General features: G+C 62.1%; 24 protein-coding genes and 1 pseudogene. 10 read left to right on the forward strand and 15 right to left on the reverse strand.

The genetic code is table 11. The annotated features are described in order from the left end of the window. Positions 1–396: 396 nt before the first annotated feature. The 3 genes and pseudogenes from ACESL9_RS11980 to ACESL9_RS11990 form a co-directional block, all read left to right on the forward strand. Positions 397–561, forward strand: a pseudogene (locus tag ACESL9_RS11980) (transposase); the annotation flags it as partial. Between the two features lie 126 nt (positions 562–687). Continuing rightward, positions 688–882 (forward strand): hypothetical protein, encoded by a 195-nt coding sequence (locus ACESL9_RS11985; RefSeq protein ID WP_372609622.1) that lies wholly within the window; start codon positions 688–690, stop codon positions 880–882. A 106-nt stretch (positions 883–988) separates the two neighbouring features. Beyond that, complete coding sequence (locus ACESL9_RS11990; protein ID WP_372674861.1) at positions 989–3676, forward strand: cation-translocating P-type ATPase; 2688 nt, start codon at positions 989–991, stop codon at positions 3674–3676. 62 nt (positions 3677–3738) lie between these two features. On the opposite strand, the gene ACESL9_RS11995 is transcribed toward ACESL9_RS11990, so the two are convergent. Both ACESL9_RS11995 and ACESL9_RS12000 read right to left on the reverse strand, forming a co-directional pair. Then, entirely contained in the window at positions 3739–3954 is a 216-nt protein-coding gene (locus tag ACESL9_RS11995; protein ID WP_372609618.1) for a dodecin family protein, read from the reverse strand. Between the two features lie 131 nt (positions 3955–4085). Continuing rightward, the gene (locus ACESL9_RS12000; protein WP_372609616.1) at positions 4086–4559 is read right to left on the reverse strand and encodes a hypothetical protein; all 474 of its coding nucleotides are present in this window, start codon (positions 4557–4559) and stop codon (positions 4086–4088) included. Positions 4560–4824: 265 nt separating this feature from the next. Here ACESL9_RS12000 and ACESL9_RS12005 point away from each other — a divergent pair, with 265 nt between their 5' ends. Continuing rightward, positions 4825–5511, forward strand: a complete 687-nt coding sequence (locus ACESL9_RS12005) for a Crp/Fnr family transcriptional regulator (RefSeq protein ID WP_372674862.1) — start codon at positions 4825–4827, stop codon at positions 5509–5511. Positions 5512–5522: 11 nt separating this feature from the next. On the opposite strand, the gene ACESL9_RS12010 is transcribed toward ACESL9_RS12005, so the two are convergent. Then, the gene (locus ACESL9_RS12010) at positions 5523–5963 is read right to left on the reverse strand and encodes a CBS domain-containing protein (protein ID WP_372609612.1); all 441 of its coding nucleotides are present in this window, start codon (positions 5961–5963) and stop codon (positions 5523–5525) included. Positions 5964–6113: 150 nt separating this feature from the next. On the opposite strand from ACESL9_RS12010, the gene ACESL9_RS12015 reads away from it, so the two are divergent. Further along, complete coding sequence (locus ACESL9_RS12015; protein ID WP_372609610.1) at positions 6114–6329, forward strand: hypothetical protein; 216 nt, start codon at positions 6114–6116, stop codon at positions 6327–6329. Positions 6330–6336: 7 nt separating this feature from the next. On the opposite strand, the gene ACESL9_RS12020 is transcribed toward ACESL9_RS12015, so the two are convergent. Next, positions 6337–6732 (reverse strand): hypothetical protein, encoded by a 396-nt coding sequence (locus ACESL9_RS12020; protein WP_372674863.1) that lies wholly within the window; start codon positions 6730–6732, stop codon positions 6337–6339. Beyond that, on the reverse strand, positions 6683–7156 hold the full coding sequence (locus ACESL9_RS12025; RefSeq protein ID WP_372609606.1) for a hypothetical protein: 474 nt from the start codon (positions 7154–7156) through the stop codon (positions 6683–6685). The genes ACESL9_RS12020 and ACESL9_RS12025 overlap by 50 nt, the downstream gene beginning before the upstream one ends. A 275-nt stretch (positions 7157–7431) precedes the next feature. Here ACESL9_RS12025 and ACESL9_RS12030 point away from each other — a divergent pair, with 275 nt between their 5' ends. From ACESL9_RS12030 to ACESL9_RS12045, 4 genes are all read left to right on the forward strand, one after another. Further along, positions 7432–8121, forward strand: coding sequence for a hypothetical protein (locus tag ACESL9_RS12030; RefSeq protein WP_372609604.1), 690 nt, complete (start codon positions 7432–7434; stop codon positions 8119–8121). Positions 8122–8133: 12 nt separating this feature from the next. Continuing rightward, positions 8134–8904 carry an SDR family NAD(P)-dependent oxidoreductase gene (locus ACESL9_RS12035; RefSeq protein ID WP_372609602.1) on the forward strand — a complete coding sequence of 257 codons (771 nt, stop codon included), beginning with the start codon at positions 8134–8136 and terminating at the stop codon, positions 8902–8904. A 68-nt stretch (positions 8905–8972) separates the two neighbouring features. Beyond that, positions 8973–9473 (forward strand): hypothetical protein, encoded by a 501-nt coding sequence (locus ACESL9_RS12040; protein WP_372674864.1) that lies wholly within the window; start codon positions 8973–8975, stop codon positions 9471–9473. A 30-nt stretch (positions 9474–9503) separates the two neighbouring features. Next, positions 9504–10052, forward strand: coding sequence for an HdeD family acid-resistance protein (locus ACESL9_RS12045; RefSeq protein ID WP_372609598.1), 549 nt, complete (start codon positions 9504–9506; stop codon positions 10050–10052). Between the two features lie 215 nt (positions 10053–10267). Here the strand turns inward: ACESL9_RS12045 and ACESL9_RS12050 are convergent, their stop codons facing one another. Genes ACESL9_RS12050 through atpD form a run of 10 tightly spaced genes read right to left on the reverse strand, consistent with a single transcriptional unit; the run spans position 10268 to position 18039 of the window. Beyond that, positions 10268–11152: a F0F1 ATP synthase subunit gamma gene (locus tag ACESL9_RS12050; RefSeq protein ID WP_372674865.1), complete on the reverse strand. Its 885-nt coding sequence runs from the start codon at positions 11150–11152 to the stop codon at positions 10268–10270. Beyond that, positions 11139–12671, reverse strand: coding sequence for an alternate F1F0 ATPase, F1 subunit alpha (locus ACESL9_RS12055; RefSeq protein ID WP_372609594.1), 1533 nt, complete (start codon positions 12669–12671; stop codon positions 11139–11141). Before ACESL9_RS12055 ends, ACESL9_RS12050 begins: the two co-directional genes overlap by 14 nt. A 12-nt stretch (positions 12672–12683) precedes the next feature. Further along, entirely contained in the window at positions 12684–13478 is a 795-nt protein-coding gene (locus tag ACESL9_RS12060) for a F0F1 ATP synthase subunit delta (protein WP_372609592.1), read from the reverse strand. A 3-nt stretch (positions 13479–13481) separates the two neighbouring features. After that, on the reverse strand, positions 13482–13760 hold the full coding sequence (locus ACESL9_RS12065; protein WP_167198543.1) for a F0F1 ATP synthase subunit C: 279 nt from the start codon (positions 13758–13760) through the stop codon (positions 13482–13484). A 2-nt stretch (positions 13761–13762) separates the two neighbouring features. After that, positions 13763–14485: a F0F1 ATP synthase subunit A gene (locus ACESL9_RS12070; RefSeq protein ID WP_372609590.1), complete on the reverse strand. Its 723-nt coding sequence runs from the start codon at positions 14483–14485 to the stop codon at positions 13763–13765. Further along, the gene (locus tag ACESL9_RS12075; RefSeq protein WP_372609588.1) at positions 14476–14760 is read right to left on the reverse strand and encodes an ATP synthase subunit I; all 285 of its coding nucleotides are present in this window, start codon (positions 14758–14760) and stop codon (positions 14476–14478) included. Before ACESL9_RS12075 ends, ACESL9_RS12070 begins: the two co-directional genes overlap by 10 nt. Next, on the reverse strand, positions 14757–15980 hold the full coding sequence (locus ACESL9_RS12080) for a cation:proton antiporter (protein WP_372674866.1): 1224 nt from the start codon (positions 15978–15980) through the stop codon (positions 14757–14759). Before ACESL9_RS12080 ends, ACESL9_RS12075 begins: the two co-directional genes overlap by 4 nt. Continuing rightward, positions 15973–16260, reverse strand: a complete 288-nt coding sequence (locus ACESL9_RS12085; protein ID WP_372609586.1) for an AtpZ/AtpI family protein — start codon at positions 16258–16260, stop codon at positions 15973–15975. Before ACESL9_RS12085 ends, ACESL9_RS12080 begins: the two co-directional genes overlap by 8 nt. Continuing rightward, positions 16257–16649 carry a F0F1 ATP synthase subunit epsilon gene (locus ACESL9_RS12090; RefSeq protein ID WP_372609584.1) on the reverse strand — a complete coding sequence of 131 codons (393 nt, stop codon included), beginning with the start codon at positions 16647–16649 and terminating at the stop codon, positions 16257–16259. The genes ACESL9_RS12085 and ACESL9_RS12090 overlap by 4 nt, the downstream gene beginning before the upstream one ends. Then, the gene (atpD, locus tag ACESL9_RS12095; protein ID WP_372609582.1) at positions 16639–18039 is read right to left on the reverse strand and encodes a F0F1 ATP synthase subunit beta; all 1401 of its coding nucleotides are present in this window, start codon (positions 18037–18039) and stop codon (positions 16639–16641) included. Before atpD ends, ACESL9_RS12090 begins: the two co-directional genes overlap by 11 nt. Before the next feature lie 180 nt (positions 18040–18219). Here atpD and ACESL9_RS12100 point away from each other — a divergent pair. Next, the coding region (locus tag ACESL9_RS12100; protein WP_372674867.1) for a YfcC family protein at positions 18220–19616 on the forward strand (1397 nt) is incomplete at its 3' end.

Consider the following 19616-nt stretch of genomic DNA (forward strand, 5'->3'; position numbering starts at 1 on the left):
CTCCTGCGCCGTCATCCTCGCAGCGGCCAAGGCGCTGAACGCCTCCCAGCTTGCATAATCGCCCAAGGTCAGGGTGAAGCCCAGAATCCGAGACATGCGCTTGTGCGCAGGCTTCATGAAGCGGCCAAGGTTTGGGCGGCGTTTGGCGTTGGACAAAGCAGGATTTTCTGCTTTGTTATCAAGGGGGGTATTCTGGCCGGTTGGACGGGCTACAGGCTTGATTTCGCTGGAAACTTCGACAACCCTACGGGCTACCACCTCCCCCCATAAACTTTTGTGAAAGAAGCGGAAATCCCGAATGGGGTGTCCGATGAGCTACCCCCCCCGCGAAATTCGGACACTGATCTAGGGTACGAATTGCTATCTGCTGATCTTCGACGAGGAAGAGATCAGCAGATGTCGAAACGCAAGCAACACGCGCCCGAGTTCAAGGCGAAGGTGGCGCTTGAAGCGCTGAAGGGTGAGCAGACGGTTGCCGAGCTGGCGAGCCGGTTCGGGATTCCCCCTACGATGATCCACAGCTGGAAGCGGGTGTTGCTGGAAGGTGCGTCCGGCGTGTTCGAGCGAGGCGGCAGGAAATCCAGACATTCGCTTGCTCAGCCGTGTGGAGGGCGCGGTCCTCACGCGAAGCGAGGGGATTTCATCGTGCTCTGCCTTTTGTCGGGCGGTGTCACGACGCTCTAGGCGATGCCTGAGCCGCTGCGCAGCCTGATGCAACGCTCGCCCGCGAGGCATTTCACCGGCTTTGCGCAGGCGGTTCTCTACCGGGGAGTGGGATTTTCACTGGTCTGGAAAGACCTCCTCGAGGTAATCTGCATGGGTGCCGTCTGTCTGGGCCTGGCGCTCGGACGGTTCCGCAAGACGATGGCGGGTGCGCGATGAAGCGCAGCCTTGTCATTATGCCCAGAACTCAGGGGCGCATCATCCGGGCCAGGTCGCTGTTTCCGCGGGTCCGTGGAAAGCCGCAATCAGGAACAGGACGTATCATATGACGCCAACTCATTCCCGTAACGTCAAGAACGTTCTCGAGGATCTCTCTGCCCAACCGGACACTGGCCTTGATGACGGCGAGGTGCGGCGGCGGCAGAAGGAACACGGCCGTAACCGCCTCAAGGAAGTGGAAACTGCAAGTCCCTGGAGAATCCTGGCGGACCAGTTCAAGAGCCTCGTGATCGCTATTCTCGCCGGTGCCGCTATCGTCTCTTTCGCGATGAGCGAGATCGTGCAGATGCTCGCGATCCTCGCCGCGATCCTGCTCAATGCCGTCATCGGGTTCTTCACCGAATGGAAGGCCGTTCGCTCGATGGAGGCGTTGCGCAGCCTCGGAACGGTACAGACGCGGGTGCGGCGCGGCGGGCAGAGTGCCACGGTCGATGCAGAGACCCTCGTGCCGGGCGACATCGTCTTGCTTGAGGCAGGCGATGTGGTGACTGCGGATCTTCGGCTGATCGAATCCAACGGGCTGACCTGCGACGAGGCGGCGCTGACGGGCGAATCCGTTCCGGTCAGCAAGACATCGGATGCGGTGGACAAGGACGCACCGCTGGCCGAACGCTGCTCGATGGCCTTCAAGGGCACGGCGGTCACGGATGGCAGCGGCACAGGCGTGGTGGTCGAGATCGGGATGAATACCGAACTGGGCAGCATCGCCCAAATGACCACCGAGGCCGAACAGGAGACAAGCCCGCTTGAGAAGCGGCTGGACCGGCTCGGACGCAATCTGGTCGTGCTGACGTTGCTCGTCGCGGCGGTCGTGGCGTTTCTGGGCGTGTTGGGGGGCCGGGACATCGTACCGATGCTCGAGACCGCGGTGGCGCTTGCCGTCGCCGCCGTTCCCGAAGGGCTGCCGATCGTGGCCACGGTGGCGCTGGCGCGCGGCATGTGGCAGATGGCGCAACGCAATGCTCTGGTGGAACGGCTGGCGGCGGTGGAAACACTCGGATCGACCAGTGTGATCTTTGCCGACAAGACCGGAACTTTGACACAGAACCGGATGCGGGTGGCGCGGCTGGTATTGCCGAGTGAAGACAAGGATATCTCGTGGGAAGACGATGATCGGCCGGAGGCCCCGCCAGAGCTGGCTTGTCGGCTGCTCGAAGTGGCGGCCCTGTGCAACAATGCCGAACTGGACAAGGACACCGAAGGCGGCGGCGCGGATGCGGGACCCGAGGACGAGGATGCAGGTGAGCGTCCCGCCGGCACCGGCGACCCGATGGAAATAGCCCTGCTGCACGCGGCCGCCGCAGTGGACATCAGGCGCGATAAGCTTCTCGAAGAGCAACCCGAGGAGCGCGAGGTGAGCTTTGACGCAGAAACGAAGATGATGGCGACCTTTCACAAGGCGGCAAGCGGCTTCCGCGTGGCCGTCAAGGGCGCACCCGAGGCTGTTCTGGAGATTTCGACACATATCGTCACCCGCGAGGGCGAGACCGAGACGCTGGCGGATCGGGGGCGAGACGAATGGGCAGAACGCGTCGAGGCGCTGGCAGGGCAAGGGTATCGCGTGCTTGCCTTTGCGGAACGGCAGGTGGACAGCCCTGACACCGATCCCTATGGCGATTTGACCCTGCTGGGCCTGGTCGGTTTGGCCGATCCGCCCCGCAGTGACGTGGCGCAGGCCATCGAGCAATGTCAACGGGCCGGTATCGCGGTCATCATGGTCACCGGTGATCAGCCCGTCACCGCGGCGGCGATCGCGCGGGATGTGGGTCTGGCGGATGACCCCCGGGCCATTGTGGGCAACGACCTGCCGCAGACGGACGGGGACCAAGACGAGGACAAGCAAGGGAACCTGCTGGAGTATCAAGTTTTTGCCCGCGTTTCGCCCGAACAAAAGCTGGGCTTGATCCGGCATTGGCAGGACTCGGGAGCCGTGGTGGCGATGACGGGTGACGGCGTGAACGACGCGCCAGCTCTCAAGAAGGCCGATGTTGGCATTGCCATGGGGCAGCGCGGCACCGATGTCGCCCGCGAAGCAGCCGATATCGTGCTCAAGGACGATGCCTTTCCCACGATCATCGTGGCGATCGAACAGGGGCGCACGATCTTCGAGAACATCCGCCGCTTCATCGTCTACCTTCTGTCTGGAAATCTGGGTGAGGTTCTGGCGGTTGGCCTCTGCGCCGCGATCGGCGCGCCACTACCGCTCTTGCCGCTTCAGATCCTGTTCATCAATCTCGTGCTCGACGTCTTTCCGGCATTGGCGCTCGGCGTCGGGGGAAGCCCCGCCGACATCATGGACCGCCCCCCGCGCGAGGCGAAGGAACCGATACTGACACGGCGGCACTGGATCGCCACGGGCCTCTGGGGCGCGCTGATCGCGGCGTCGGTGATGACCGTGTTCTTTGTCGCGCTGTGGCAGGACATGGGGCAGGACGCCGCTGTGACGATCGGCTTTCTCGCGTTCGCACTGGCGCGGCTCTGGCACGTTTTCAACATGCGCGACGCGGGCACCGGCGTGATCCGCAACTCCGTCGTGCAGAACCGATGGGTCTGGTATGCGATTGCCCTGTCGGCCGTATTGGTGGCCGCCGCCGCATGGCTGCCAGGGCTTACGACGGTTCTGGGTGTGGTGCCGTTGGACCTGCTGGGTTGGATGCTGGTCCTGGGCGGCAGCCTTGTGCCGCTGGTGGTTGGGCAAACTGTGCTGAGCCTTGTGCCCCGCGCGCAGCCCTGACCCAAACGAAAACCGCCCCGGCGCGCGCCGGGGCGGGTGAGATGCGCGCAAGTGAAGACCGGTTAACCGGCGTCCTGATCGTCGAGAAGGAAGCTGATCTTGGCGTTCACTCGGTAGCTCGTAATCCGGCCGTTCTCGACGGCGGCATTCATCTCCTTGATGTAGACAGACTTGACGTTGCGCACCGATTGCGACGCCTGCGTCACCGCCTGTTGCGCGGCATCCTCGAAACCCTTGTCGGATTCGGCGAGGACTTCGATCACCTTGAGCATGGACATCTTGATTTCTCCTTCTGGTTTCGTTTCCGCACCGGCATCGCCGCTGCGCTGGATGTCCCGGCCCGGGCTGAATCGCGTTTCACGACATCAGCCAGGACCGGGGGTTGAGATTGTTTCAGGACTGCGGCCAGTCACACCGGCGTCGCGTGGTCGGGTTTTGAGCGTGACGAGGCTGCCCGGCCCTTGGATTTGGCCGTAGCCTTGTCCTGATCGGTGCGGGACGATGCCGGGTCGTCTTGCCCGGTTTCGCTTTGTGGGGTGGCCGCCAGTTGCGTGGCCTGCATGCACAGTGTCATCCATTCCTGATAGTCTGCCGTCAGACGCTCGAACGATCCGCGCTGCCACTCGGTAATCGCCTGCATGGCCGCTACAGGGTCGGGCTTGCCCTTTGAATTCATGCTGTTCAGGGCCTCGAGGGCGGTCTCTATGGCTTCCTGACGGCGCTCGATCCAGTGTCGGGTGAAGGTTTCTGCCTGTTCGAGCATACCCTCCTGCACCTTCATGACCTGCGTCAATCGGGGCGCTGCTGCCCCGCTCAGGTTGAAAAGTGCCTGTGTCTGGCGCACCAGATCAGCGATGTCTGTGTGAGGTTCATCCTTTGCCAAGGCACCATTCCCTTACCCATATGATGACGGTCATCTGCATCGCTTATGGATTGAACACCGACTTTCAGTTGTCGGCATTAACTCGCGTTAACGCGTCGCTGGTTGAGCGGTGGACTATCAAATATTCGGCTCAAATGGTAAAAGTCCGAGAGATTTGGTTGTGCAGTTTCTCATCCCAAGGCGCGTTTTGGTGTAAATGGAAACAGGTTTCTGCCCGTGAGGCGACTGGACATGGACTTGAAAATTTGATCGAGGAGGCTTTCCGGTGCTGAATACCTATTCAAAGTTCGAAGACATCTTGCGCCCCGATCGCAACGCGGTTGCCAAGGGAGCGATACTCAAGAGCGAGGGTGATGAGTCGCACGCACGCCTTTATGTCGTGGAGGGCTGGCTGGCCGCCTCGAAATTGCTCGAGGATGGGGAGCAGCAGATCATCGAATTCATTCTGCCCGGCGAAACCTATGATCCGACTGCCACCGACGGAAAGACCAGCTTCCTGCAGATCGAGGCGCTGTGCGATGCGGTGATCGTCTCCATCGACAAGACCGCCTGGGCGCGATTGCTTCAGGAAGATCCTGATCTGCGAAAGGCCGAACGGGAGCGGGAAATCGCGGCGCAGGCCCGGCAATCGGAACGCATGCTGCGCCTTGGTCAGGCGAGCGCAGAGACCAGGATCGCCTACGTCCTTATCGAGTTTTGCATACGCGTGTCCGGAAGAGGCACCCAGTGTTACGGCGAGTTCCATGTGCCGATCAACCAGCGGCAACTCGGAGAGTTCACCGGACTGTCATCCGTGCATGTCTGCCGGACACTGCGACGTCTGAACCGGGCTGGTATCATCAGAACCGGCGACCACATGGACATCCTGATAGAGGATCTGTCCGCGCTGGCGGAGCTTGCACAAGTCGATCTTGCGGCACTGCGCAATGGAATTGCCGTCGGGGCCGCGTAACGTCCCCGGGATCAGTCTGGCATGTCGCGCGCGCGGGCTTCGCTGATTTCGCCGAGGGCCTGTCCGGCCAGTTCCTCGGACACATGTTCGGCAATGTCGCCAACCGACAGGATGCCGGAGGCCGCACCTGACCTGTCGATCACCAGCAGACGCCGGATGCGTTTTTCACCCATCAGTGCCGCGGCATCCGCTGCGTCCTGATCGGCGAAACAACTTATCACCTTGCGCGTGATGATGTCCCCGATCCTCGTATCCAGCCCAAGGGCGAAGCCGGTGGCGGCCAGCGCACGCATGACGATATCGCGGTCGGTCACGATGCCGATTGGCCTTCCGTCCTGAAGCACGGGCAATGCGCCCACATCGTTCTCGCGCATGCGCTCTGCCGCGTCGCGGATCGTGGTTTCGGATGTTGCACTGATTACCGGTGAGGACATGACTTTCCTGACCAGCATGGTCGATTTCCTTGCTTCCTGTTTGCCTTGACAAGCTCGGCTCGCGTCTGTGCGCTCAAGTTTGGCGCACCCAGTTACAGATCTCATTAATCCGGGTCAATGCGCGGGGCATGATTGTTGTCCAGACTTGGATCGTGAGTTGGAGGGGCCATGAAACATCGTTCGATATTCGAGAACCGGTCGCCCGCGTTGACCATGAAAGACGCCTATCGCATCCTCGAGGTGCTTGGCCCGATGCCGGCAGAGGCGCTTGCGGCCATGGTGGATTACGGGCTGAGCGACCATGAAATTGGTCGTTACTACGACCTTCCGCATGACATGATAACGATCTTGCGCGACTATTGGGGGATCGCTGGAAATCCCTGAACGTGGATCAATCACCCGCGCCTTTAACGTTTCGCAGAAACTCGCAAGCGCCACGGGCAAGCACTCGTTCCTCATCCGTGGGAATCATGTAGACATCGACCTTTGCGGCCTCGTGTGAAATCCGTGATGCGCCTTGGGTATTGGCCTTATGGTCGATCCCGACCCCAAGCCAGCCAAGCTCCGCGCAGATCCCTTCCGTTATCGCGGGTGTATTTTCTCCGACCCCTCCGGTGAAAACCAGCGCGTCCAGCCCGCCAAGCGCCGCAGCGAGCGAGCCGAACTCGGGTCGGCAACGGTAGATGAAGACCCCCACCGCCGCCTTGGCATCGGTGAAAGCGCGGCAAGGCGTTTGCTCACCTTGGCGTCCACGCGCATTGGCATTGTCCTTTCTGTGGTCGTCCATTGCAATTTTGGCGGATCAGTCGGCACGCTCCAGCAGCAAAGCGATGCCCTGACCTTCGCCGAGGCAAAATCATAGCGGCCGCGCCAGAGTTGAGCTCTGGCGCATTCCCGGCGGTGGTCGTGCCATCCTCGCGGAGCGCGGGGCGCAGCTTGCCCAGCCCCTCGGCGGTGGCGCGTGCCCCCAGATCGGGGGCGGCGATGTCCTTGAAGCAGCCACCGAACTTTCCGATGGCCGTGCGGACGGGGTGGCCACGAAAAATGTCGGCATCTTGCACGGATCTTGGCCTTTCGGTCTCGGATGTTCGATCAGGGCTTTCGAGAAACCTGGAATAGGTGAGGCAGACCTGACCGAATGGTCTTGGTTCCTCTTCACCCGGCCTGGGCTGCACACACACGATTTTCAAAATCCCTGGCGTGTTAGTCATCAACGCAGAACCAGGCACCGCAGGATTCGCCGGCCACACTAGGCCGATGCCGAACCGTTCCCATTAACCCGCGTTAATGTTGGCAAGACGGGGTAACGCTAATTTCATAGTCGGAATCGATCTACGACCGCCTTGCCCGACAGACGACTGTCAAGGGTCCATGCGCGGGCGACGTCATGCGCCGGCTTGAGGCGAACATATCTCGCCTGACTTTAGACCGGCTTCATGTCTTGTGGCGAGCGGCACCGACGGGTCGTTATGGAGTTTATGGCATCATGGTTACGAAAAGTTTCGTGATTCTCAGCAACAAGGCCCCTTCACAAACAAAACCGCAGGTGGCGGGACAGGAGATGGCAACCGGGCGGTATGAATTCCGCGTTTGGCCGCATGACGTGCCGGATGCGGCGGCGCTGCTGCAACAGTCCTGGCCACTCGTGGGCGCTGAGCGACGAACTGACGTCTATCTTCTGACAGAGCGCAGCCCTTTGACATTGGTGAAACTGCGCGCCGGCAATCTGCTCGAAGTGAAAAGCCGGGGCCATGACCTTGGCCCGCTGCAGCATTGGACAGACCATGCCTATCCCCTGTTTCCGCTCTCCCGTTCGAATCTGCGAGCATTGGCAAAAGAGTTGGGCGTGACACGCTTGCAAGACGATGCCGGGCTTTCCCCTGCTCACCTCTTGGCCCAGCTCGGCGATACGGCCCCATCGATCCTGCCGATGACGGTCAGCAAGTCGCGGCTGTTGTTCCGCAAGGACAGCAGCCGCGCCGAGATCTGCCGTGTCAGCTTCGCCGGCTGGAGCCGTCTGACCCTGGCGGTAGAGGATCCCGATCCCGACAGCGCGCTCGCGACACTCGATGACCTGTGCCTTTGGCGTATGCCAAATCGCTCTTATGGAGATGTGCTCTGTGGGCCACGGCTCGCTGCTGTACGGGAACCCCTAAACTCACACCCGGTAACCTGAAAGGATCAGTCCATGAAACGTCTCGACGGGAAAACTTGCATCGTCACCGGTGGAGGCAATGGCATTGGCAAGGCCACCTGCCTGCGGCTGGCCAGTGAGGGCGGACGTGTCGCCGTCACCGACATCGACGACGGTGACGCCAAGGCGGTCTGCGAAGAGATCAGGGCACAGGGCGGCACCGCAGACTCATGGCCGCTCGACGTGGCCGATGCCGACGCGGTGCGTCAGGTCTTTGATGCGGCAGCCGACAGGTTCGGCCAGATCGACGTCGTGGTGAACAATGCCGGGATTTCCGGGGTCAACAGGCCGACGCACGAGATCAGCGAGGAAGAGTGGCGCAAGGTGATCGATATCAACGTGAACGGTGTATTTTACTGCACCAAAGCAGCTATTCCCCACCTGAAAAAGGCTGGCGGAGGCAGCATCGTCAACCTGTCGTCGATCTACGGCCTTGTCGGAGCGCCAGATCTGCCACCTTACCACGCCTCAAAGGGGGCCGTCCGGCTGATGACCAAGACCGACGCGTTGCTTTATGCCAAGGAAGGCATCCGCGTGAACTCGGTTCATCCCGGGTTCATCTGGACCCCGCTTGTCGAGGGGCTGGCAAGAAGTGCCGAGGAGGGGGTAGAGGCCTTCCGCAAGGGGCTCGACGATCTGCACCCGATCGGCCACGTCGGCGAGCCCGAGGACATCGCGGCGGGCATCGCCTATCTCGCCTCCGACGACGCGAAGTTCGTGACGGGATCAGAACTCGTGATCGATGGCGGGTATACCGCTCACTAGGTCTGACCAGCCGATCCACGCCAGAATCATCCAAGCTTCAATCGAAAATGTGAAAAGGATACACTCAGATGACCAAGACGATGGCACCGATGACCCGCATACTGACCGGGAGCATGTTCGCGCTTGCTCTCGTCCTCGCGCTGCCACTCGCGGCACAGGACTCTTCTGAAGAGGCCCAGGAAACCGAGTCCGTGACCACCGAGGATATTCAGGCCGAATTCGACGAGGCATTCGAGACGATCCGTGACTATTCCGAGGACCAGCGCGATGAGGCCGTTGCCGCGATGCGCGAGACGCTTTCGCAAATCGATGCCGAGATCGCTCAACTCGAACAGCGCGCGAGAGAGGACTGGGCCGAAATGTCGGATGCCACGCGAGAGGAGACCCGCGAGACGCTGGAAGCGCTGCGCGACCGCAGGAACGAACTGAGCGAGGCGTTCGGCGCCATGCAAGAGGGGAGCGTGTCGGCCTGGGACGAGCTTCAGGACGGGGTGGCGAATGCCTGGTCCGAAGTGAAGGGCGCATGGAACGCGGTCTTTGACGACTCAGGTAATGACGACAAGGATTGATGTCTCTCGTGCAAGCAGGAAGGAATGCAGATGACAGACAGGGAAATCACAGATGCTACCGCGCCGCGTGGACTCAAGACATGGCTCTGGATCGCGGGTATCGTCTCGATTGTAATGGGCGTGCTTGCTGTGCTCTTTCCCTTTGCCGCGACCCTCGCCGCAGAACTTGTGATCGGCGCCATCCTCGTTGCCTCCGGACTCCTCGAACTCGTCAGGGCCTTGGCGATGCGGCACAACGGGAGCCTGGCATGGAACGCGCTTTTCGGTCTCGCGGCCCTGGTGGCAGGGGGCATACTGTTGGCGTGGCCGATGCAGGGGATAGTGACGCTGACAATCGTTCTGGGCGTCTTCTTTCTGCTTGGCGGCGCATTCAAGCTGGTCGCGGGCTTCGGTCTGCGGCCGTTCCCGGGCTGGGGCTGGATCGGGTTTTCCGGTGCGTTGTCGGTGCTGCTGGGATTGCTCCTGCTGTTTGGTCTGCCCGGCACCGCGCTGTGGGCCGTCGGGCTGCTTGTCGGCATCGATTTGATCTTCCTCGGTTTTGCCGAGATCGCCATGGCCTCTGCTATCGAGCGAGATTGAGGAAGAGAGCTTATGATCGAGATCGAGCATATTACTCGCCCACTGGAGACACGGCCACTGCCGATGTAATTGCCGATCGTCTGGAACACGCGCCGCTGGACGCTCTTGCGGCAAACGAAGACGACATCGGCGTCAGCACCCTGCACGGGAAAATCGAAGCTTTCCGGGCCAACCTGCGGGATGCCCCGGATCACGCCTGATCTCGCGATACGCTTTCAATCCTCGACCGTGCTCACGGCCTCGAACCCCGAGACGACATCCATCAGTTCGCGTGTGATCGTCTCCTGCCGCTTGACGCGATAGACCTGCATCAGGTCCGCGCGCCGCTCTTCGATATTGCGCTCGGCACCCTGCATCGCCGCCAGCCGCGTTGCGTGTTCGCTGACCAGAGCCTCGGCCAGGGCACTGTAGAGAATTACAAAAAGCCGCTGCTGCACCAGCCATGACAAGAGCGCGGGCGGGGATATGCGGAAAAACGGCAGGCCCCGCCCGGGCCAGGGCGCATCGAGAAGAGATCCCATGTAGGCGTCCGACAGCGGGAGCAATTGCCGCTCGACCGGCTTTGCCAAGAGGCGGCCCTCGCGCCGGTTATGCACCACCCGGATGCGGCCGATACCGTCCTCGCGCTGCCACCGGTCGCTCTGAACGATCACCGACTGCACCAGAGCGGACAGACCGGCCACAGATCCGGGCAGGGCAAATAGCGTGTCGACGCTTTGACCGGCCGATTCCAGCCGCGCCGCCGCACGCAGGCCAATCACGGCCAGCAGGGTTTCTGGCCCTTCGATCCGCTCAAGGGCATGACGCGTGACGGTCTCGTTATAGCGCCCGCAGAGCCCCCGCTCGGAACCGATGACGATGAGCGCCGTGCGCGATGATCCCTCTACGCCGGTCTGTGGCAAAGGCAGGCCACGGGCGCGACGATCATGCAGCAGCGCCATCAGGCCCAGATCAACCGTGCGCGCGTAATCGCCCAGCGCCTCCTCTGCCTGCTCGAATTGCCGGATGCTGGCGGCTGACAGGGCCTTCATCGTGCGCACGATCGAGTGTATGTCCCCGGCGGTGTCCAGGGCATCGGATAGGGTTTCAAGCGTCTGCATCATCGCCATCCTCATCCGTATCAACCAGTGCCGCGCGCATTGCCTCGATCAGCGCCCCGCGATGGTCTTCGGTCAGCTTTTCACCAGCCTCGATCACCTCGCAGATGTCGGGGCAGCGGTCACGCACCGCGCGCTGAACGCGCTCTTCTGCCCCGGCCACATCCTGTGGTCCGATATCGTCAAACAGGCCCTCGGTCGCGGCCAGCAACGCCGCGATCTGTTCAGGCACAGCAAGGTGATGTTGTTCGTGCTGTTTGAGAACCTCGCGCACCCGCAGGCCGCGCGTCAGCTTGGCCCGCGTCTCTTCATCCATCTGGGTGCCGAAACGCGCGAAGGTCTCCAGCTCCTCGAATTGCGAATACATCAGCCGCAAATTGCCCGCGACTGCCCGGAACGCGGGAAGCTGCACCTTGCCCCCAACGCGACTGACCGAGGAACCGATATCCACCGCCGGCAACTGGCCCTTCTCGAACAGGTCCGGCGAGAGGTAGATCTGGCCGTCGGTGATCGAGATCAGGTTCGTCGGGATATAGGCCGAGATGTTCTGCGCCTGCGTCTCGATAATCGGCAGGGCGGTCAGCGACCCGCCGCCATGTTCCTTGCGCAAGTGGGTGGCGCGTTCCAGCAGTCGCGAATGGATGTAGAAGATGTCGCCGGGATATGCTTCGCGACCCGGCGGGCGCCGCAGCAGCAGCGACAGTTGACGATAGGCCCGCGCGTGGCGGGTGAGATCATCATATACGATCAGCACATCGCGCCCCTGCGCCATGAACTGCTCGGCCATGGTGGTGGCGGCATAGGGGGCCACGAATTGCAGGCCCGGCGCGTCCTGACTGCTGGCCACGACGACGATGGTGCGCTCCATCGCGCCGTGATCGCGCAGGCTGCGCAGAACGCGGGCCACAGCCGAGGCGCGTTGCCCGACGGCGCAGTAAATCGAGAGCACGCCCGTGTCTGTCTGGTTGAGGATCGCATCGACGGCGATGGCGGTCTTGCCGGTCTGGCGGTCACCGAGGATAAGCTCGCGCTGGCCGCGCCCGATGGGGATGGCGGCATCCACGGCCTTGATCCCGGTCTGTAGCGGCACGTTCACGGGATCGCGGTGCATGATCGGTGGGGCGATCCGCTCGACCGGCATGCGTGCCTCGGCCTCGACGGTCCCGGCGTCATCCAGCGGCCGCCCCAGCGGGTCGAGCACGCGGCCCAGCAGCGCTTCGCCCACCGGCACATCCACCACCCGTTCGGTGCGATGCAGCCGGTCGCCGGGGCGCAGATGACCGGTATCGCCCAGAACGATCACGCCAACGCGATCCTCGCGCAGGTTTGACGCGATGCCCATCAGTCCGCCCTCGAACTCGACCAGTTCGTTGGCGTGCAGATCCGTAAAACCCGCCACCTGCGCCACGCCGTTCCCGACCGAAACGACATGCGCAACCTCGGTCGTCTCAAGGCGAGGCTTGGTGTTTTCGAGCGCCGTGTCCAGTGGATCAAACAGCGTGTCGCGCAGGGTTTTGAGCATTTTCACGCTACCTCACAGCTCATCCGCGGTCTCTTTGCGTCTGACGGGGCTCGCGGAGTCCAGAAGCTCTTCAAGTTCGCTGTTCAGGCGCTTGAGATGCCGCGCGGCTGACCATTCCACGGTCTGTTCGCCGATGGTCAGGCGCACTCCAAGCAGCACCTCATTATCCTCCCGGTACTCCACCTCGATGTCGGTCTCGAACTGCTCGTGGATCGCGCGGGTGATCTTTCGGCGGGCAGACGTATCAAGCGGAGCCGCAGTTTCCACCAGTGCCAGGGTTTCCGCGCTATTGGCGGCAGTGGCCATTTTCTTGCGATTCTCTGCGTCCAGATCCTTGAGCTTTGCAACAAAGCCCTGTGCAATCCGGTCGTCCAGCGCGCCCGAGGTGAAGTCGGCCACGAGCCGCCCCGCGATGTCCAGCACCTTGTGCCCGGCCTTGCGCTGCATCTCCCGGACGAAATCGGCGCGTTCTTCCACAAGCATGTCTTTCCATTTCTTGCGCTTTTGCTCGACCTCGTCGCGGATGTCCTGCTCCAGCCGCTGCCTGAGCTCATTGGCCTCGACGCGCGCCTCCTCAAGTATCTCCTGCTTCGACTCCTCAAGCTCATCACGCTTCTTGCGCAGGTTCTTGGCCTCATCCTCGGCCTCCTTTCGGCGGGACCTTGCATCCGAAAGCCGCTCTTCGATGCGGGCCTCACGCCGGGTCATGGCGTTGGTGATGGGACGGTAGAGAAACCGTTGCAGCAGCCAGATAAGAACAAGAAAGTTGACGATCTGGGCGGCAACGGTCAGCCAGTCGATCTGCATGGGTCAGCCTCCGCCGCCAAGGGCCGTCACATCAACGAACGGGTTGGCGAAGAGCAGGATCATCGACACGACGAAGCAGTAGATGGCCGTGGATTCGATCATCGCGAGGCTGACGAAGAGCGTGCGCGTGATGGTGTTCGAGGCATCGGGTTGTTGCGCCAGCGCCTGCAGGGCCTGCGCGGCTGCCCGTCCCTCGGCCAGTGCAGGCCCGATCGAGCCGATGGCAATGGTCAGGCCAGCGGTGATGATCGAGATCGTGGCGATCATTGTTGCGGGGTCCATGGTCAATCTCCTTCTCGCGATGTTCGGGGGTGTTCGGAATCAGGGGCGGAATCATCCGTGCGTTGGGCCCGGCTTGCAGACGCAATGTAGACCATCGCCAGAATGGCAAAGATATAGGCCTGAATCAGGCCGGTAAGCAGCCCGAGCAATTGCATGAGGATCGGAAAGAAGAAGGGCGCCACGCTGATCAGGATACCGACGATCACCGTGCCGCTCATGACGTTGCCATAAAGCCGGACCGCCAGCGCAATGGTGCGCGACAGCTCGCCGATGAGATTGAAGGGCAGCATGAACGGGCTCGGCTGAAGATAGGATTTCAGATAGCCGCGCAGCCCGCGCCGGGCGATCGAAAAGATTGGCACCGCAATAAGCACGCATATCGCCAGCGCCGCCGTGGTCGAGAGCGACCCCGTCGGTGGCTGGTACCCCGGCAGGATGGTGAGCAGGTTGGCGGTTGCGATGAACAGGAACAGCGAGCCTATGAATGGCAGGTACCGCGCGGGGTCCGATGCGCCAACCTCGTCGATCTGGTCGCGGATGGTGGTGACCACGACCTCCAGCATGACCTGCCAGCGCGACACGGTCTCGCCCTCGCTCAGCCGCGCGGTGATGATCCACGACACGAGCACCAGCAGCGCCATGACCGCCCAGGTGAACACGATGGTGGCATTGAGCCTCAGTCCCCGCCATTCGTAGAGAACCCAGGCGTCGGGGCTTATTTCCATGGCACGCGCTCCGGATTTGCAGGTTTCACAAAGCGCGTGGCAAGCAGCCGGATGGCGAAGAACCCCAGCAAGGCAAACGCAATGTCGATGGCTGTTGCACCGCTCCGAACGGCCAGCCATAGCGCGCCTGCAAGCAAACCCGCGCGGAGCAACCCCATGGCCGCGAAGAGCCAAACGCTCAGCCCTGCGGTCAGGATACGCACCGCGCCCCATAGCACGCCCATGTAGAGCAGACCGAATACGCCCCCGGCCAGTATCGCGAGGCCCGCCGTCATGTCGCGTTCCCGGCTATCGGGCGCAGCATCATCCCGACAATGGCCGGACCGATGATACAGGTTACGATGCTTGCCAGGACAGCGGCGTTGTAGAGGACTTGCGGCACCGCCCATGGACCAAGCGTCAATCCGAAAAGCATGACCAGCAGAAAAATCTCGGCGCGCGGCACCATGCTGAACCCGATCAGCGCGCCCTGCCGCCACCCACGCATGGCCGCCGCAGGCAGACCCGCGCCCAGGAGTTTGCCAATCAAGGCCATACCGGCAAGGGCGGCTGCAAGTCCCATGCCCTCAACCGGCACGGTGATATCTACCGAAAGCCCTATGGCGACGAAAAAGAATGGCCCGAACACAGTGAGCAGAATGCCGAACGCCTCGTCGATACTGCGCTCCGCCGGGTCGCGGCTGAAAGCCAGCCCCGCAAAGAGTGCGCCAATGGCCATCGAAAGCCCCATGAACTCGGCCATGGAGGCGATCACGAAGGCCGCGCCGGTCGCAAGAACAATCGGTCCGTCTGTGGGTGACAATTTTGCGAAACCGTCCGAAAGCGGCTTTTCCAGCCAGCGCGAAAAAAGGTAACAGGCGACGCTGAACAGGGCCGTCAGCATCAGCTGTATCGCCCCAGCTTTCAGTGCCGGCGCAAGGATCGCGGCCCCTTCAGGCTGTTTCAGCAGGGGCCCCACAGCGAACAACACGCTGAGCAGCACCACGGCAGAAACGTCGTCCAGTTCCGCCGCATCCAGCAGTAGAGCCCCTGTGTCGCTGTCGAGTGCGCCTGCCCCCTCCCAGATCCCGGCAGAGACGCCGATACTCGTCGCGCTCGCGGCAATCCCCGTAAAGAGAGCGGGGATCAGCCCCAGCCCCGGCCACAACACCACAAGCACAAATGCGGCGATGCCCCCTAGCACCATGTTTGGCAACCAGATCAGCGCCGCGCGTCCGATTTGCCGGCGCAACTTGCCCAGATCGCTCTCCAGTCCGATCCGAAACAACAGCACAACGATACCGATCTTGGCGAGGAACGGCACCTGCTCGTTCAGAGTGTCGTTCGCGAACCCGGTCGTGATGGAGCCGATAGACAAGGCCGCACCAAGCAGGATGAAGCCGATCATGCTCGGCATGGAGACGCGGGCAAACACCGCGCGCATTGGCACTGCCAGCAGGGTTACCAGCCCCATAAGCAAGAGCATCGCGACATGTTGCGCGCCGGTGTCAATCATCGCGCCCCTCCCGTTGCACCCAGAACCACGCGTTGAGCGCGCCGAGAAAGGCCCCCGCAAGAAGCAGCGCCAATGTCCATGAGGTCTCGCCCGGCCAGCGTGCGTCGATCCAGCGGCCGAGGGCGATTCCGGCGATGATCGGCACGGCCACGGCCCATCCGACGAGGCCGAACATGCCCAGCCCGCGCCATGCGCTTTGCTTGCGGCGCTTTTGGGCCTCCTGCATGCGGGCGACCTTGCGGACAATGGTCCTGGACTCGTCCTCGGGATCGCGGGTCATTGATGCGCGCCCTGCAATTCGCGGAACCGGCGGATCATGTGCGCCTCGAGTCGCGCCAGCGCCGAGCGCGCCTCGCGCTCCTGTTCGGTGTGCTGACGAAATTCGGTCTCAACCCGCTCTCGCAGATGTCCGAGGTTGTCGCTCATGACTACATCCCGCACGGCCACCATCACTGTCGGCCCGGCTTTCACCAATGTTCCGGCATTCACCCCCACGAACTGTTCGACGCCTTTCTCGGCCTCGAAAACCAGAACCCCGGCCACCAGTTGCGTGACATGGTCCATGTGCCGCGGCAGAATACCAAAGACCCCATCCGAGGCCTCTGCCACGATCCTGTGCACGTGATCGTGCCGCGTGACCCGTTCCGGGGTGATGATCCTAAGCTCCATCCGAACCTCCTTTGTCCTCAAGGTCGTCCACCGTGCCGATCATGTAGAAATCGCTCTCATCGCGGTCACCGAATTCACCATCGAGAATGCGCGCACAGCTCTTGACCGTGTCTTCAAGCGAGACAAGGACACCCTTGGTGCCGGTCATCGCCTCGGTGGTGAAAAACGGCTGGGTCAGGAACCGCTCAAGCTGGCGGGCCTGCCGCACCGTGGCGCGGTCCTTTTCCGACAACTCCTCAAGCCCGAGCATCGCGATGATATCCTTCAGCTCCTCGTATTCCGCGAGTGTGTTACGCACGGCACGCGCCACGCGGTAATGCTCGGCGCTGACCGTGCTGGGCGTGAGCATGCGCGAAAAGGATTGCAGCGGGTCGATGGCGGGATAGAGGCCTTCGGAGGCCTTTTTGCGCGACAGCACGATCGAGGCCGACAGATGCGAGAAGGTATGCGTGGCGGCCGGATCGGTGAAATCGTCGGCGGGCACATAAACCGCCTGGATCGAAGTCATGGCGGCACGGTCGGTCGAACAGATCCGCTCTTCAAGCTCGGCCAGTTCGGTGCCAAGCGTCGGCTGATATCCCACCCGGCTGGGCATCCGCCCCAAAAGCCCCGACACCTCGGAGCCTGCCTGCACGAAGCGAAAGATGTTGTCGATCAGCACCAGCACATCGCGGCGCTGTTCGTCACGGAAATACTCGGCCATGGTCAGTGCGGCGTGACCGACGCGAAAGCGCACACCGGGACTCTCGTTCATCTGGCCGAACACCATCACCGTGTTGTCCAGAACGCCGGCCTCGCCCATTTCGCGGTAAAGCTCCTCGGCTTCGCGCGAGCGTTCGCCGATGCCGCAGAACAGGCACACGCCTTGGTATTCGGCGACCATGTTGTGGATCATCTCGGTGATAAGAACGGTCTTGCCCACGCCCGCTCCGCCGAAAAGCCCCGCCTTGCCGCCGCGTTCGAGCGGACTGAGCAGGTCGATCGCCTTGATCCCGGTCTCGAAAATATCACCTTCGACTCGGCGCTCCGACAGCGGCACCGGATCGCGCAGGATCGGCTTGCGGGTGACATCCTCCAACGGGGCGCCATCGTCGATGGTGTCGCCGAACAGGTTGAACATACGCCCCAGGACCGCATCCCCCACGGGCACCTCGATGGGACCGCCCGTGTCCCGCACCCCAAGCCCCAGCCGCAGATCGCCTGTCGGATTCATCACCAGACCGCGTGCAATGTCATGGGCGGGCAGTCCGGCCACCTCGATGGTGATTTGCGGATCGCTCAGGGTGACAAGCCGCGATGCGATCATCGGCAGGCCATGCGCAAAGCGGATATCGGCGATGCCGCCCTCGATGGCAATGATATGGCCTACGTCCTTCTCCTGCACTGGCATGTGCCGCCCCCGCTGCTTGCAAGCCGAGGATAATGCAAGCTTGTGCGCGTTGACCTTGATCGAAGTTAAACCAATGCATGTCTGGCTGCCGTTTCTCAGAGACGCTTAACGCAGGTTAATGTCGAGCGGCCCTATGCTCCTAAAGTTTCCAGACGTTTTTGAAAGCATGCAGGAGCGATCATGTCCGACTCTTCCGAAACGCCGCAGGATCCGGAGGCCGACCTGCAATCGCGCTTTCCGACCGCCTACACGATCCTTTTCGCGCTGATCGTTCTGGTCGCTGCGCTAACCTGGATCATCCCTGCCGGGCAATATGACCGCGAGATGAACGAGGAGGTGGGCCGCGAGGTCGCCGTGCCCGACACCTACCAGACGGTCGAGAGCAATCCGCAGAACCTGATCGACGTGCTACTTGCGCCCATCGGCGGGTTCTACGATCCCGACAGCTACGCCGCCAATGCCATCGACGTCGCGCTCTTCGTGCTGATGCTGGGTGGATTTCTGGGGGTGGTGAACGCGACCGGTTCGATCAATACCGGGATCAGGCAGTCGATGCGGGCCATGGAGGGCCGCGAGATCTGGATGATCCCGATCCTTATGACGCTGTTCGCGGCTGGCGGAACGAGTTATGGAATGGCCGAGGAAACGCTGGCCTTCTATGCGATCCTGCTGCCGGTGGTGTTGCGCGCTGGTTATGATGCGGTCACGGGTGTGGCAATCATCCTGATTGGTGCAGGCATCGGTGTGCTGGGCTCCACCATCAATCCTTTTGCGACGATCATCGCCTCTGACGCGGCCTCGATCCCATTTACCGACGGGATCGTGCTGCGCTTCGTCATTCTCTTGGGCGGTCTGGCGATCTGTATCGCCTATGTCATGCGTTATGCGCACCGTATCAAGGAGGAGCGCGGACGTTCTGCGGTGGCGCGGCAATGGTCGGCGCATGAGCAGCATTTCCTGAAAGATGGCGACACCGCGGACGAGGACGACACCCTGAGCGGCACCCAAAAGATCATTCTGATCATCTTTGCCGCCACGTTCGGCGCGATGATCTGGGGCGTGGCGACGCAGGACTGGTGGATGGCACGCATGGGGGCGTTGTTTCTCGGCTCGGCCATCGTGATCGGCATCATAGGTCGACTGGGCGAAAAGGGCCTGACCGGTGCGTTCGTCGATGGCGCGCGCGATCTTCTGGGCGTGGCGCTGGTCATCGGGCTGGCGCGCGGGATCGTCGTGGTCATGGAACAGGGTCTGATCGTTGACACGATCCTGCACGCGGCGGCGGAGACGCTGGGCGATCTCTCCAGCGTCGCCTTCATCTCGGCGATGTTCGGCATCGAGGTCGCGATGAGCTTTTTCGTGCCGTCCTCCTCGGGCCTTGCGGTTCTGTCCATGCCCATCCTGGCTCCGCTGGCCGATTTCGCCGGGGTCGGGCGTGATCTTGTGGTGACCGCCTATCAATCGGCCAACGGGCTGGTGAACCTGATCAACCCGACATTCGCGGTGGTGATTGGCGGGCTGGCCATCGGGCGGGTGCCCTATGACCGCTGGATCGTCTTCATCTGGCCGCTGCTGGT

Origin of the sequence: Aquicoccus sp. (assembly GCF_041686535.1) — a bacterium.
Classification (GTDB): Bacteria; Pseudomonadota; Alphaproteobacteria; order Rhodobacterales; family Rhodobacteraceae; genus Aquicoccus.